Raw genomic sequence first — 14,324 nt, forward strand, 5'->3', positions numbered from 1 at the left:
ATCATCGTTCGACTTGCATGTGTTAAGCACGCCGCCAGCGTTCGTCCTGAGCCAGGATCAAACTCTCCGTTAATGTTTCAAACAGACACAGCACCAAAGGCCGGGAAAACGACCAAAGACACTGCACTAAATTCAAACCAGGCTGATAAAACCGCGACACACCACAGGGGCGGCACGCCACGGCACTTCAACCAATAAATAATTGGTATCAACAAACTTGGCACACTATTGAGTTCTCAAACAACAGGAGCACCCGGCACCAAGACGACCCTCACAGGCCCTCCATCGCTCCGGAGCAACTTTTCTAACTTACCCGCACCCTCAGTCTTTGTCAAACTGTCCGGCCGGTTCCTTCCGGCGGCCAAGGCCTCCGGTCGGCTTCGCGCTGGCGGCTTCACCGCCCTGCGCGGATATAAACTCTAGCACCGCTCGGCCGGGATGTAAATTCCGCTGCTGTTCATCTGCCGTCCCCCGCCGAGGTCCCGGCCGAGGGCTTCAGGTACATGACGCCCAGCGGGGGAACGCGCAAAATGGTCGAGGCCGGGCTGCCCTTCCAGCCGCCTTCTTCAGCTGTGACCTCTCCCAGGTTGCCGACCCCGGATCCGCCGTATTCGGCCGCGTCCGTATTGAGGGTCTCGTCCCAGGCTCCTGCCCACGGCAGCCCCAGCCGGAACCCTTCATGCGGAGCGCCGGCGAAGTTCGCCACGCAGACCAGCGGGTTCCCCTGCTGGTCCCAGCGGATGAAGGACAGTGTGCTGTGCACGCCGTCGTTCTCATCGATCCATTGGAAGCCGGCGGGCTCATTGTCCCGTTCGTAGAGAGCCGGCGTGGAGCGGTAGATCCCGTTGAGGTTGCGGACCAGCCGCTGCAGTCCCTTGTGCGGAACGTTTTCGGAGAGCCACCAGTCCAGTCCATGCTGTTCGGACCATTCGGATTCTTGGCCGAATTCGGTGCCCATGAAAATCAGCTGCTTTCCCGGGTGCGCCCACTGGAACGCCAGGTAGGCGCGCAGGTTGGCCAGCTGCTGCCAGCGGTCGCCCGGCATCTTGCGCAGCATCGACCCCTTGCCGTGCACTACTTCGTCATGGCTGATCGGCAGCAGGAAGTTCTCCGTGTAGGCATAGACCATCGAGAAGGTGGCCTTGCCGTGGTGGTACATCCGGTTGATCGGGTCCTCAGCCATGTACTCGAGGGTGTCGTGCATCCAGCCCATGTTCCATTTAAGGCCGAATCCGAGGCCGCCCGCGCTGGTCGGGCGGGTCACGCCGTCGAACGCGGTGGACTCTTCCGCAATGGTGACGATGCCCGGCACCCGCTTGTAGGCGGTGGCGTTGACTTCCTGCAGGAAGGAGATCGCCTCCAGGTTTTCGCGGCCGCCGTGGATGTTGGGGAACCACTCCCCTTCCTTGCGGGAGTAGTCGCGGTAAAGCATTGAAGCCACCGCATCCACCCGAAGCCCGTCGATGTGGAATTCCTCCAGCCAGTACAACGCGTTGGCGACCAGGAAGTTGCGCACCTCGCTGCGGCCGAAGTCGAAGATCAGTGTGCCCCAGTCCGGGTGCTCGCCCAGGCGCGGGTCGGAGTGCTCGTACAGCGGCTGGCCGTCAAAGCGGGCCAGCGCCCACTCGTCCTTGGGGAAGTGCGCCGGCACCCAGTCCAGAATCACGCCGATGCCGGCCTGGTGCAGTTTGTCCACCAGATACTTGAAGTCGTCCGGATGCCCGAAACGCGAAGTCGGCGCGTAGTAGGAGGTGACCTGGTAACCCCACGATCCGCCGAACGGATGCTCGGCCACCGGCATGAACTCCACGTGGGTGAAGCCCTGCCAGGTGACGTATTCGGCCAGCTGGTCGGCCAGCTGGCGGTAATCCAGCCCCAGCCGCCACGACCCCAGGTGCACTTCGTAGACGCTCATCGGCCCGTTGTGCGGGTCGCGGACAGCACGCCGTTCCATCCACTCCTGGTCGCCAAAGCGGTAATGCGACTCCACCACCCGCGAGCCGGTCAGCGGCGGGACCTCGGTCCAGCGGGCCATCGGGTCGGCTTTTTCGCGCCACTGGCCGTCCTGGCCCAGCAGCTCGTATTTGTACACGGCGCCGGCCTCGACACCGGGAATGAACAGCTCCCACACGCCGGATCCGCCCATTGAACGCATCGCGTGCCGGGATCCGTCCCAGTGGTTGAAGTCGCCCTTAACCCGGACGGCCCGCGCATTCGGGGCCCAGACGGCGAAGCTGGCGCCGGAAGTGTCGCCCAGCGTGGAGTTGTAGCGCCGCACGTGGGAGCCCAGCGCGGTCCACAGCGTCTCGTGCCGGCCCTCGCCGATCAGGTGCAAGTCGATTTCGCCCAGGCTGGGCAGGTAATGGTACGGGTCGTCGACGATGCTGGGGGCGCCGCCGTCGTACGCCACCTCGAGGCGGTAATCCGGCACATGGCCCGGGTCGTCGGCGGGGAAAACCGCCACCCAGATGCCTTCGTGTTCGTGCTCCATCGGCACGCGCAGCGAGGGCGTGACCACGGTGACGGAGTCGGCCAGCGGACGCCGGGTGCGGACCGTGACGTGCCCGTGGTCGTCCAGGTGCGCGCCGAGAACAGCGTGCGGCTGGTGGTAGGCACCGTGCGCGACGGCGGAGAGCACCTCCGCATCGACGGCGACGGGAGTGCCGGATCGGCGGCCCGACGACGGCGGCGCGGAGGCCTCCTCAGCGGTGGGCCCGACGGACGCGGCGGCCGTATTGGGCCCCAGGCCCGCTGCACCGCCGGCCGCGCCGACTCCGGCGGCGGCCATGTCGCGGCTGCCCGCGGCTTCCCCGCCCGCTCCGGCCAGCGGTGCCAACGCCTCGCGGACACCGCGGACCGGAACCTTGACCCAGCGCGGGCGATTGCGCTGTTCGTAGACCACTTCATAGAGTGCCTTGTCCAGCAGCAGCGCCAGATACAGGGTGGACGAGGTGTCTACCGGGTCACCGGTCTCTTCGCGGTAGCCGTCCAGGAAGGCAGTGCTGGCCTGCGCCGCCCATTCATCGGCGGCGGCCGCAGCTGCCGCATCGTCGGGCCCGGCCAGTCGGGCCACCCCAGCGGCGTAATCGAAGGAGCGCAGCATGCCGACCACGTCGCGCAGCGGCACGTCGTCCGTGCCGCGTTCGCCCATCGGCCGCAGCGGTTCGCCCTCGAAGTCCAGTACCACCCAGCCTCGTTGCGCGGAGTCCAGTACCTGGCCCAGATGGTAATCGCCGTGGATCCGCTGCAGCTCGGGCAGCTCGGTGATCTGGTCCAGCCGGTCCAGCAGTTCCTGCACCGCCTCATCCATGGGCCCCACGGACGCACCGGCCTGAGCCCAGCCCCACCGGATCCGTTCCGCCAGCGCGGCCTTGAACGCGCCGACTTCCGCGGCATCCGCCCGGTGGCTGCCGGCCGCTTCGCGGAGGCTGCGGTGGATCCGGCCGGTGACGGCGCCCAGCTGGCGCGCCTGCGAGCTGAAGTCCGTGCCGTCCAGGGCCGAGCCGGACGCCGTGCGCCACGCATCCTGGCTGTCCGGAAGGAACTCCCGCAGCACGCTCAGGTGCCCGGTATCCCAGAGACGGTCGCTGCCGTCGTCGTTCTGGCCGGGGGTGAGCCAGCCGCCGGTGACCCAGCCGTAGGTGGCCGGGACTTCCCGGCTGCCGGCATCCGTGAGCAGCACGCCCACTTCCACATCCGGGTTGGCTCCGGCTTCCAGGACCCGGAAGAACTTCACGATCAGCGGTCCGTGCTCGGACTGAACCACCACAGAGGTATTGGACTGCTCGCCCAACAGCACTGAGGCCTGCAGACCGGTGGAGAACTCCGGCCACGTGTCGAACCCTGCACCCGCATGACCACGGGTATGCCCATCACCGGTCACCGCCTGCCGCCGCATCAGTTCCAGCCAGGCGGCGACGAACACCGGATCGTGCGCGCCGTCGTAAATCCAGCGCTCCCCGGTGCCGTTGTCCGTGCCGCCGTCACCGTCACCGGTCCAGGCCGCGGCATCGTCACCGCCACTGGTGCTGTCTTCGGGCTCCTGCTGGGCGCGCCCCACCAGAGCGGCGTCCCCGCCGGCCAACGGCTCCCGGCGGTAGCTCAGCGGCACGTTGACCACGTGCACGGCGTTGGCGGTGTGCACGGCGACGATGTGCACCTCCAGTCCCACCTGGCCGGACGGATCCTGCAGCCGGATGCCGCCCAGTCGGTGCAGCACAAATTCCTGGCCCTTGGCCGGGAACCAGCGCTGTGCGGTCAGCCACGGGCGCAGCAGTTCGGGAATGCTCGGCGTGAATTTAGGCATGTGTTGTTGCCACCTCGGTTTCTTCAGTGGATCTGATGACCGGAAGGGTCTCCGTCTGCGGTGATGCCAGGTTGGAAGCGATGGAGCGCAGGCGCAGCCAGAAAAAGTCGTGGCTGCCCAGCGTCAGGGTGAGCTGGCCGGCGTCGTCAAAGGCCGGGAACGGGGTGCCGCCGAACAGGTCGCGCAACCCGCGGCCGGCATATTGGGGCAACTGCAGCGGGGCAGCCACCGGGTGCTGCGAGAGGTTGAAGATGCACAACAGCACTTCTTTGTCCACGCCCTCCGGATTGTTTTCCGGCACCTCGCGGAGGAAGGCCAGCACCGATTCCGATTCCACCGGCACGTTGCGGTAGCTGCCCAGGCCGAAGGCCGGGTGGGCTTTGCGCACCGCCAGCATCTGGCGCACCCAGTGCAGCAGCGAGCTGTTGTGCGCCAGCTGCGCCTCTACGTTCACGTAGTTGTAGTGGTACACCAGCGACTGCACCACCGGCAGATAGAGCTTGCCCGGGTCCGCGTTGGAGAATCCCGCGTTGCGGTCCGGGTTCCACTGCATCGGCGTGCGGGAGGAGTCGCGGTCTTCCAGCCAGATGTTGTCGCCCATGCCAATCTCGTCCCCGTAGTACAGGAACGGGCTCCCCGGCAGCGAGAGCAGCAGCGCGTGGATCAGTTCGATTTCGGCCCGGGAATTGTCCAGCAGCGGGGCAAGCCGGCGGCGGATGCCGATATTGGAGCGCATCCGCGAGTCCGGCGCGTACCAGCCGAACATCGCCTCGCGCTCTTCCATGCTGACCATTTCCAGCGTCAGTTCGTCATGGTTGCGCAGGAATGTTGCCCATTGAGCACCGGCCGGGATCGCCGGCGTCTCCTCCATGGTGGCCACGATCGGGTCGGCGTTCTGGTCCCGCAAGGCATAGTAGAGCCGCGGCATGATCGGGAAATGGAAAGCCATGTGGCACTCCGGCCGGAGCCCGCCGTCGTCGTCCTGCTGGCCGAAGTATTCCACCACCTCATGCGGCAGCTGGTTGGCTTCGGCGATAATCACGCGGCCCGGGTATTCGGCGTCCACCATCGCGCGCAGGTCCTGCAGGAAAGTGTGCGTAGCAGGCAGGTTTTCGCAGTTGGTCCCGTCTTCTTCGAACAGGTAAGGGACGGCGTCCGCGCGGAAACCGTCGATCCCCTGGTCCAGCCAAAACCGCACCACATCGAACACTGCCTCGATCACCTTGGGGTTCTCGAAGTTCAGGTCCGGCTGGTGGCTGAAGAAACGGTGCCAGTAAAACTGCCGGCGGATCGGGTCGAAGGCCCAGTTGGAGTCTTCGGTGTCCACGAAAATGATCCGCGCGTCCTGGTACTTCTCGTCCGTGTCGGACCAGACGTAGAAATCGCCGTATGGGCCGTCCGGGTCGCGCCGGGACTGCTCGAACCAGTCGTGCTTGTCCGAGGTGTGGTTCAGCGGCAGGTCGATGATCACGCGCACGCCGCGGGCGTGGGCCTCGGCCACCAGTCGTTTGAAGTCGCCGATGGTGCCGAACTCGTCCAGCACGTCATAGTAGTCCTCGACGTCGTACCCGCCGTCGCGCAGCGGAGACTTGAAGAACGGCGGTACCCACAGGCAGTCGACCCCCAGCCACTGCAGGTAGTCGAGCTTGTCGATCAGCCCGGAGAAGTCACCGGACCCGTCCCCGTTCGCGTCCGCGAAGCCGCGCACCAGCACTTCGTAGAACACGGCCTTGCGGTACCAGTGCGGGTCGTGCGCCAGGCCCGGAGCATGCAGCTGGAAGGGACTGGCCATCAGCGGTTCCTACGGACATGCAGGATGTGGGCCGGTTCCACGTGCGCGTCCAGCCGCACGTAATTGTGCTCGCCCCAGCGCCAGCTCTGTCCGGTGAGCAGGTCGTCCACCCAGAACGTGCCGTCGTCGTTGTAGTCCTCGTCCCGCAGTCCCAGCGCCGCCAGATCCAGCGAGACTGTGGATTCGCGCGCACTGTGCGGATCCACATTCACCACCACGATCACGGTGTCCCGCCCACCCGCGTGGGATTCAGGCAGGTGCGCCTTGTGTTTGGAATACACCACGGTGGCCGGATCCGTGCTGCGGTGCACGGTGAGGTTGCCCAAGTCGCCGAGTGCAGGGTGGGCCCGCCGGATGGAGTTCAGCCGGGTCAGGTACGGCGCCAGCGAGCGCCCTTCGGCCTCCGCGGCGGCGAAGTCGCGCGCCTTGTACTCGTACTTTTCGTTGTCGATGTACTCTTCGGCGCCCGGCCGGGCCACGTGTTCGTAGAGCTCATAGCCGGCGTACACGCCCCAGAGCGGGCTGGCCGTCGCTGCGAGCACCGCGCGGATCTTGAACGCGGCCGGGCCACCATACTGCAGGTACTCGGTGAGGATGTCCGGAGTGTTGACAAAGAAGTTGGGCCGGAAGTACGCCGCGCTCTCATGGCTGACCTCGGTGAAGTACTCTTCGATCTCTTCCTTGGTGTTGCGCCACGTGAAGTAGCTGTAGGACTGCTGGAAACCGGCGCGCCCCAGCGCGTGCATCATCGCCGGCCGGGTGAAGGCCTCGGCCAGGAACACCACGTCCGGATGCTCGCGGTTTACCGTGCCGATCAGCCATTCCCAGAACCACACGGGTTTGGTGTGCGGGTTGTCCACCCGGAAGATCTTCACTCCGTGGGAGATCCACAGCTTCACAATCCGCAGGACCTCTTCGGAGAGGCCGCGCGGGTCGTTGTCGAAGTTCAGCGGATAAATGTCCTGGTACTTCTTCGGCGGGTTCTCTGCGTAGGCAATAGTGCCGTCCACCCGGGTGGTGAACCATTCGGGATGCTCGGTGGCCCATGGATGGTCCGGGGCTGCCTGCAACGCCAGGTCCAGTGCCACTTCCAGGCCGACCGCTTCGGCTGCCGCCACGAAAGCGTCGAACTGCTCGAAGCCGCCCAGATCGGGGTGAATGGCATCGTGTCCGCCGTCCTTGGAGCCGATAGCCCAAGGCGATCCGGGGTCCCCCGGACCGGCGGTCAAGGTGTTGTTCGGACCCTTGCGGTTCACCTCGCCGATCGGGTGGATCGGCGGCAGATAGATCACATCAAAGCCCATCGCGGCGACGGCCGGCAGCCGCTCCGCCGCCGTCGTAAAGTCCCCGGAGGTCCAAATCCCGGTTGCGGGGTCATAGTGCGCGCCTTCCGAGCGTGGAAAGAATTCGTACCAGGCGCCGCGGCCGGCCCGTTCGCGTTCCACCAGGATGGGGTACTGCTTCGAGGGGCTGACCAGGCTCCGGATCGGGTGGCTGCGCACCGCGTCCAGCACAGCCGCCGAGGTACCCGCGCCCAGCCGCTCGTGCACCGACAGCGATTCGTCGGCGAGCGCGGCGGCCGCGTGGCGCAGCACCTGTGCATTCTCTTCCGGCCGCCCGTCTTGCCCGCCGGCCTGTTCCAGCAGCAGCCGGCCTTCGGTGAGCATCAGTTCCACATCGACGCCGGCGGCGATCTTCACCTCGGCGTTGTGCTGCCAGGTGGCGTAGTTGTCTGCCCAGCCTTCAACGTGGAAGGTCCACAGGCCGGTGCCAGTGGGCCGGAGATGGCCGTGCCAGCGGTCGGTGCCGGCGGCCCCGGGTGCCAGCCTGGCGCGCTGGACCGGGTTGCCGTCCGGGTCGAACAGCACCGCGGTTGCGCCGATCTTGTCGTGCCCCTCGCGGAAGACGGTGGCGGCCACCTCTATGTCCTCGCCCGGGATCGCCTTGGCTGGGAAATCGCCGCCGCCGACCACCGGCCACACATCGACCACCGGGATCCGGCCGAATTTCAGGCGCTGCGTTGGTTGGGACGGGCTGTGCTCCTGCGTCGAAGTCGTCACAAGACTAGACGTTAGCGAGAATCCCTCCCGATTGCGAAGGAACCCGGCGCCCCGGAGACGCTTTGGCGGCCAGTTCGGCGTGCCTTCACCTGCCGGTCACCGCCCGTGGAAGTATCTGCGCTAACCTAGGCCGGGTGAAGGCAATCCGCAGATTTACCGTCCGCACTGTCCTCCCCGAGAGCATTGCTCCGCTGGCCCGCCTGGCAGGCAACCTGCGCTGGTCCTGGCACCGGCCAACCCAGCAGCTCTTCGAACAATTGGACCCGCAGGGCTGGGCCGAAGTGGGCCAGGATCCAGTGGCCCTGCTGGGCTCCTTTACCCGCGAACGGCTGCGGGGGCTCGCCGCCGACCAGCAGGTGGTGACCCGAGTACGCGAACTGGATGCGGACTTGGAGGAATACCTCACCGAAGACCGCTGGTACCAGACGCTGGGAGCTGAGGCCCCGGCGTCGATCGCTTACTTCTCCCCCGAATACGGCATCACCCACGTTCTCCCGCAGTATTCCGGCGGCCTGGGCATCCTGGCCGGCGACCATTTGAAGGCCGCGTCCGATCTGGGCGTACCGCTGGTGGGTGTGGGCCTGCTTTATGCGGCCGGCTACTTCAACCAGTCGCTGAGCCGCGACGCGTGGCAGCAGGAGACCTATCCCGTGCTGGACCCGGACGGCCTGCCGTTGACCCTGTTGCGCGAGGCGGATGGGCAGCCCGCCCAGGTCAGCTTGCCGCTGCCGAACGGGCGCCGGCTCGGCGCCTACATCTGGCGCGCCGATGTAGGCCGGGTTCCGCTGCTGCTGCTGGATTCCAACATTCCGGGCAACGATGAGGCCGCCCGTGGCATCACCGACCGGCTCTACGGAGGCGGCGGCGACCACCGGCTGCAACAGGAACTGCTGCTGGGCATGGGCGGCGTGAAGGCGCTGCGCGTCCACCAGCGGCTCACCGGCGCTCCGGCCCCGGAAGTCTTCCACACCAACGAGGGGCACGCCGGTTTCCTGGGCATCGAACGCATCCAGGAGTTGGCGGCCGCCGGCCTGAACTGGGACGAAGCACTGGCCGCCGGGCGCGCCAACACCGTCTTCACCACGCACACGCCGGTGCCTGCCGGCATCGACCGGTTCGACAAGGCACAGATCCAGCACTTCTTCAGTGCCGGGCTCGCCCCGGATGTGCCCACTGCCAAGATCCTGGAACTGGGAGATGAGAATTACGACGGCGGGGATCCGTCCAAGTTCAACATGGCCGTCATGGGCCTGCGGCTGGCCCAGCGGGCCAACGGAGTGGCCAAGCTGCATGGCGTGGTCTCACGCGGCATGTTCTGCGGGCTCTGGCCGGGCTTCGACCAGCAGGAAGTGCCGATCGGCTCGGTGACCAACGGCGTGCACGTGCCCACGTGGGTGGACCCGCGGGTTGCGGAGTTCGCCCGGTCGGCGTTCGGCGACCAAACCGTGATCGACCGCCAGTGGGACCGCGTGTACGACGCCGCCGACGAGGACATTTGGGCGTTGCGCCGCAGCCTGCGGACAAACCTCATTCACGATGTGCGCCGCCGGCTGCGTGCCTCCTGGAAGAAACGCGGCGCCGCGGACGCCGAGCTGGCGTGGACTGATTCGGTGCTGGACCCGGACGTGCTGACCATCGGTTTTGCCCGGCGGGTGCCCACCTACAAACGGCTGACCTTGATGCTGCGCGATCCGGCCCGGCTCAAGGCGCTGCTGCTGCATCCTGAACGGCCCATCCAATTGGTCATCGCCGGCAAATCCCATCCGGCCGATGAACAGGGCAAGCGGATGATCCAGGATCTGGTGCGTTTCACCGACGACCCGGAGGTCCGGCACCGGATCGTCTTCCTGCCCAATTACGACATCGCCATGGCCCGCACGCTCTTCCCAGGTTGCGACGTGTGGCTGAACAATCCGCTGCGTCCGCTGGAAGCCTGCGGCACGTCGGGAATGAAGGCGGCCATCAATGGCGGCTTGAATCTCTCCGTGCTGGACGGCTGGTGGGACGAAATGTACGACGGCGACAACGGCTGGGCGATTCCGACGGCGAACCCCTCCACCGAAGCCGGGACCGCCGACGTGTTTGACCCGGACGAGCGGGACGACATAGAAGCCGCGGCACTCTATGACCTGGTGGAGCACCATGTGGCGCCGCGTTTTTACGCCGCGGAGATACCCGAAGGTGCCGGTGCCGCGGGCCCGTCCGAGCCGATCGGGACGGACAACGTGCCGCATCAGTGGATCGCCATGATCAAGCACACGCTGGCCAACCTGGGGCCGGCCGTCTCCGCGGAACGGATGCTGCAGGACTATGTGGAGCAGCTCTACCGTCCCGCAGCGACGTCCGGGCGGGCTGCCCGCGCTGACGATTTCGCCGCGGCAAAGGAACTGGCCGCGTGGACCAGCAGGGTCCGCAATGCCTGGGGCGACGTGTCGGTGGAACACGTGGACTCAATGGGCATTACCGACGAACCGCAGATCGGCGAGTCCCTGACGGTCAATGCCTACGTCCGGCTCGGCCCTCTGGCACCGGATAACGTCACCGTCCAGGTGGTCCACGGGCAAGTCACCGAAAACGACGATCTCGCGCAGACGTCCAGCGATGATCTGGTCGTCGCCGAGCAGTTGGGCGACGGTCGCTACCTGTTCACGGGCGCGGTGACGATCGACCGTTCCGGTTCGTTCGGCTACAGCGTGCGGGTGCTGCCCAAGCATGAGGCGCTGGCTAACCAGGCCGAACTCGGCCTGGTTGCCAACGCCAGCAACTGATCACCCATCCGGAAGGGCTGTGGTCCCCGCCTGGCCGGCCCAGGCGGGGACCACAGCCACTCGGCGGCGGGTGAAATTCAACCGAATTTTAACCCACTCCTGCAGCCGCCTTGGGTCGCCGCGCCTTGCCCGGTGCCCGGCGCCTGCGGTTGCCGTGAATCCGCGGAAGCGCCCGGTTCTCGCTCGTCGCGCGCTGCCCGGTTCGCACTTCGATAGCACCGGAAAATCTGCCCCTACGTACGTCCTTCTGTGTGGCACACCCCTTTATTATCAGCATGCTGACTAATAGCATGAGGGTGTTCCGTCCGAACGAACCGCAAAGGAGGCGCATATGGGCACCGGTACCGAGCAAGGCACCGCACCACCGCCGGACCATAAGGACAAGCCTCAGACTCCCCCACAGGTGAAGAAGGCCTCCTGGAAGTACGTCTTCCGTAAGACGTTCCGTGAATTCATCGACGACGACTGTACGGATCTGGCGGCTGGGCTGACGTACTACGGCGTGCTGTCCCTGTTCCCGGGCCTGCTGGCTTTGGTCTCGGTCCTGGGACTGGTTGGACAGGCCGAAGCCACCACCGACGCCATGATGCGCATGGTCGAAAGCGTGGCCCCGGGACAGGCGGCGGATGTCATCCGGCAGCCCATCGAGCAGTTGGCCAGCTCCCAAGGAGCAGGGCTGGCGTTCGTTGTTGGCCTGGTGGGTGCCATCTGGTCCGCCTCCGGCTACGTCAACGCCTTCGGCCGGGCGATGAACAGGATCTATGAGGTCGATGAAGGCCGGCCGTTCTGGAAGCTCCGCCCGGTCATGCTGCTGATCACGATCGTGGTGCTGCTGCTGGCGGTGCTGATGATGCTGATGCTGGTGCTCTCCGGGCCGGTCGCTCAGGCCGTCGGCTCCTTTATCGGCCTGGGCGAAGCGGCGCTCACGGTCTGGAACATCGCCAAGTGGCCGTTGCTGGTCATCTTCGCGGTGGTGATGATCGCAGTGCTGTACTACGCGACGCCGAACGTGAAGCAGCCGAAATTCCGCTGGATGAGCCTCGGCGCGCTCATCGCGCTCCTGGTGCTGGCTCTGGCAACCCTCGGTTTTGCCTTCTACGTGGGCAACTTCGGCAACTACAACAAGACCTACGGTGCCATCGGCGGCGTGATCGTACTGCTGCTGTGGTTCTGGCTGGCCAATCTTGCCCTGCTGTTCGGCGCTGAGTTCGACGCAGAAACCGAACGCGGCCGGCAGCTCCAGGCCGGCATCGCCGCCGAAGAAAACATTCAGCTTCCGGCCCGTGACACTCGCAAGAGCGACAAGAACGCCGAGAAGGAAGAGGAGGACATCGCGCGGGGCCGCAAGCTCCGTCATGCCTACGGGCAGGGGGAGGAATCCCGTGAACACACCTGAAAACGTCAGGACTGACAGGAAGAAACCCGATACAGAAAAGGAATTGCCATGACCACGAATTCAAGTTCCGGCAGTTACGACGAGGGAGTTCCCGTTTACCCGGCCGGCGGCGCGGCAGTCCCGCCGCCCACGAATCCGCCGATGACCGGCCAGTCCAAGAGCGAAACGGCCAAGACCGAGGCCATGGACGTAGGCCGCGAAGGGGTCGAAGCCGGGCAGCATGTGGCCGAAACGGCTAAGGGCGAAGCAAAACAGGTGGCCCACGAAGCCAAGGAAAAGGCCCGCAACCTGGTGTCCGAACTGGGCGATGGCGTCTACGGCCAGGCCCACACCCAGCAGCAGCGCGTGGCGTCCGGCCTGCGCTCAATCGGGGAAGAGCTAAGCTCCATGGCTCGCAACTCCGATCAGTCCGGGACCGCGACCAATTTGGTGAGCCGAGCCGCAGACAGGGCTGACTCCGTGGCTGGCTGGCTGGAAAACCGCGACCCGGGCTCGTTGCTGGACGAGGTCAAGCGCTTTGCCCGCCAGCGTCCCGGTGCTTTCCTGGCCATCGCGGCAGGCGCGGGCGTCCTGGCCGGCAGGCTGACCAAGGGCCTGACCGCCGACAGCGGATCGGGCAGCGGCGTCGGAACGGGGCAAGGCATGGGCACGCACCGTGCTACCGCCGGCCCGGTCTACGCTTCGCCGGAGACGGTTGGCGGCTATGACACTCAGAGCGCAGCGGGCTTTGCGGCACCGGGGGCGCAGACGGGCTCGGCGATCGGTGGCGCGCCGGCACAGCCAGAGACCACCTACCCGGCCGGCGAACCGCCCTTGGGCGGCCGCGGCACCGCAATCCCGGACCGAAACCCCTATGAAGGCGGAGGTACGCGATGAGTCACCAGCAGATGCCCGGCCCAAGCCAGCAGCACGTGCCCGGTCAGGATGGCGCCCAACCTACCCGGGCGGAAATCAAGGCCGAGAATGAGTCGCTTGGCGACCTGCTCAGCCAGGTCACCAAGGACATCTCCGTGCTGATGCGGCAGGAACTGGAGTTGGCGAAGGCCGAACTCAAGGAGACCGGAACCAGGGCCGGCAAGAGCGCAGGGATGCTAGGCGGAGCCGGCGTCGCCGGGCATTTCGTCCTGCTCTTCCTGTCCCTCGCCCTGTGGGCCTGGATCGCCTACGGAATCGGCTTGGCGTGGTCCGCCCTGATTGTGGCAGTCATCTGGGCCATCGTCGCCGCCATTCTCTATGCGTCCGGCAGGAAGAAGATGAAGACCGTCCAAGGGTTGCCCCGGACGACCGAGTCAGTGAAACAGATTCCGGAAACATTGAAGCCAAGTGAGGAAGCACTATGAGCCAGTCACCAGAAGAAATCCGAGCCGACATCGAACGGACACGCGCACGGCTGGGCACCGACGTGGACGCTGTGGCGGAGAAAGCCTCGCCGTCGAACATCGTCCACCGGCAGACGGACAAGGTGAAAGATTCCGTGGGCCGGGTCAAGGACAAGGTCATGGGCGCCGCGGACGACGTCGGCAGCAACACGATGTCCATGGTGCACGACGCCGGCAGCGGCACGAGGTCCATGATGCACGACGCCGGCGAAATGGCCAGCGACGTCCCGCAGCAGATTGCCCGCAAGGCGGAGGGCAACCCCTTGGCCGCAGGCCTGATCGCCTTCGGCGCAGGTTGGTTGCTGTCCTCGCTGTTCCCCGCCAGCCGGGTGGAGCAGCAGGCTGCTGACAAGGTCAAGGAGGGAGCCCAGCCGGTTGTCCAACAAGTCAAGGACGCCGCCCAAGAGGTGGCCCAGGACATGAAGGAGCCGGCCCGGGAGGCGGCCGAGGACCTGAAGTCCTCTGCCCAGGACTCCATGGACAAGGTCAAGTCCGAAGGCACGTCCGCCGCGCAGGACGTCAAGGACCGGGCACAGGAGGCCCGCGGGAATGTGCAGGAGCCGCCGCGGCAGATCTAACCCGCCACGGATCGCGTTCCGCCGCGTAGTCATCCGGCGTCGGAT

8 protein-coding genes and 1 rRNA gene are annotated in these 14,324 nt (G+C 66.1%); 5 read left to right on the plus strand and 4 right to left on the minus strand.

The genetic code is table 11. The annotated features are described in order from the left end of the window. The 4 genes from AC5RW2_RS32405 to AC5RW2_RS32420 form a co-directional block, all read right to left on the minus strand. Positions 1 to 73: ribosomal RNA gene (locus AC5RW2_RS32405) — 16S ribosomal RNA — on the minus strand; the annotation flags it as partial. 384 nt (positions 74 to 457) lie between these two features. Beyond that, the gene (gene glgB, locus AC5RW2_RS32410) at positions 458 to 4,306 is read right to left on the minus strand and encodes a 1,4-alpha-glucan branching protein GlgB (protein ID WP_493963816.1); all 3,849 of its coding nucleotides are present in this window, start codon (positions 4,304 to 4,306) and stop codon (positions 458 to 460) included. Beyond that, the gene (treS, locus tag AC5RW2_RS32415) at positions 4,299 to 6,098 is read right to left on the minus strand and encodes a maltose alpha-D-glucosyltransferase (protein ID WP_493952658.1); all 1,800 of its coding nucleotides are present in this window, start codon (positions 6,096 to 6,098) and stop codon (positions 4,299 to 4,301) included. Before treS ends, glgB begins: the two co-directional genes overlap by 8 nt. Beyond that, positions 6,098 to 8,158 carry an alpha-1,4-glucan--maltose-1-phosphate maltosyltransferase gene (locus tag AC5RW2_RS32420; protein WP_493952659.1) on the minus strand — a complete coding sequence of 687 codons (2,061 nt, stop codon included), beginning with the start codon at positions 8,156 to 8,158 and terminating at the stop codon, positions 6,098 to 6,100. Before AC5RW2_RS32420 ends, treS begins: the two co-directional genes overlap by 1 nt. Positions 8,159 to 8,292: 134 nt before the next feature. Here AC5RW2_RS32420 and glgP point away from each other — a divergent pair, with 134 nt between their 5' ends. The 5 genes from glgP to AC5RW2_RS32445 all read left to right on the plus strand — a co-directional run bounded on the left by glgP (position 8,293) and on the right by AC5RW2_RS32445 (position 14,279). After that, entirely contained in the window at positions 8,293 to 10,926 is a 2,634-nt protein-coding gene (gene glgP / locus AC5RW2_RS32425) for an alpha-glucan family phosphorylase (protein ID WP_493952660.1), read from the plus strand. Between the two features lie 331 nt (positions 10,927 to 11,257). Beyond that, positions 11,258 to 12,322, plus strand: coding sequence for a YihY/virulence factor BrkB family protein (locus AC5RW2_RS32430; protein ID WP_493952661.1), 1,065 nt, complete (start codon positions 11,258 to 11,260; stop codon positions 12,320 to 12,322). A gap of 48 nt (positions 12,323 to 12,370) precedes the next feature. Beyond that, positions 12,371 to 13,198: a hypothetical protein gene (locus AC5RW2_RS32435; protein WP_493952662.1), complete on the plus strand. Its 828-nt coding sequence runs from the start codon at positions 12,371 to 12,373 to the stop codon at positions 13,196 to 13,198. Positions 13,199 to 13,209: 11 nt separating this feature from the next. Next, a complete protein-coding gene (locus AC5RW2_RS32440; RefSeq protein ID WP_493952669.1) occupies positions 13,210 to 13,662 on the plus strand; it encodes a phage holin family protein in 453 nt (150 codons plus the stop codon). Next, the gene (locus AC5RW2_RS32445; protein ID WP_493952663.1) at positions 13,659 to 14,279 is read left to right on the plus strand and encodes a DUF3618 domain-containing protein; all 621 of its coding nucleotides are present in this window, start codon (positions 13,659 to 13,661) and stop codon (positions 14,277 to 14,279) included. Before AC5RW2_RS32440 ends, AC5RW2_RS32445 begins: the two co-directional genes overlap by 4 nt. Positions 14,280 to 14,324 lie beyond the last annotated feature (45 nt).

The sequence above is a fragment of the Arthrobacter sp. B0316-1-20 genome, from assembly GCF_059091865.1.

Bases quoted from the DNA above. Each gene is read 5' to 3' on its own strand.
- AC5RW2_RS32430 (WP_493952661.1), top strand. From the start codon at position 11,258: ATGGGCACCGGTACCGAGCAAGGCACCGCACCACCGCCGGACCATAAG.
- treS (WP_493952658.1), bottom strand. From the start codon at position 6,098: ATGGCCAGTCCCTTCCAGCTGCATGCTCCGGGCCTGGCGCACGACCCG.
- AC5RW2_RS32445 (WP_493952663.1), top strand. From the start codon at position 13,659: ATGAGCCAGTCACCAGAAGAAATCCGAGCCGACATCGAACGGACACGC.
- glgB (WP_493963816.1), bottom strand. From the start codon at position 4,306: ATGCCTAAATTCACGCCGAGCATTCCCGAACTGCTGCGCCCGTGGCTG.
- AC5RW2_RS32440 (WP_493952669.1), top strand. From the start codon at position 13,210: ATGCCCGGCCCAAGCCAGCAGCACGTGCCCGGTCAGGATGGCGCCCAA.
- AC5RW2_RS32435 (WP_493952662.1), top strand. From the start codon at position 12,371: ATGACCACGAATTCAAGTTCCGGCAGTTACGACGAGGGAGTTCCCGTT.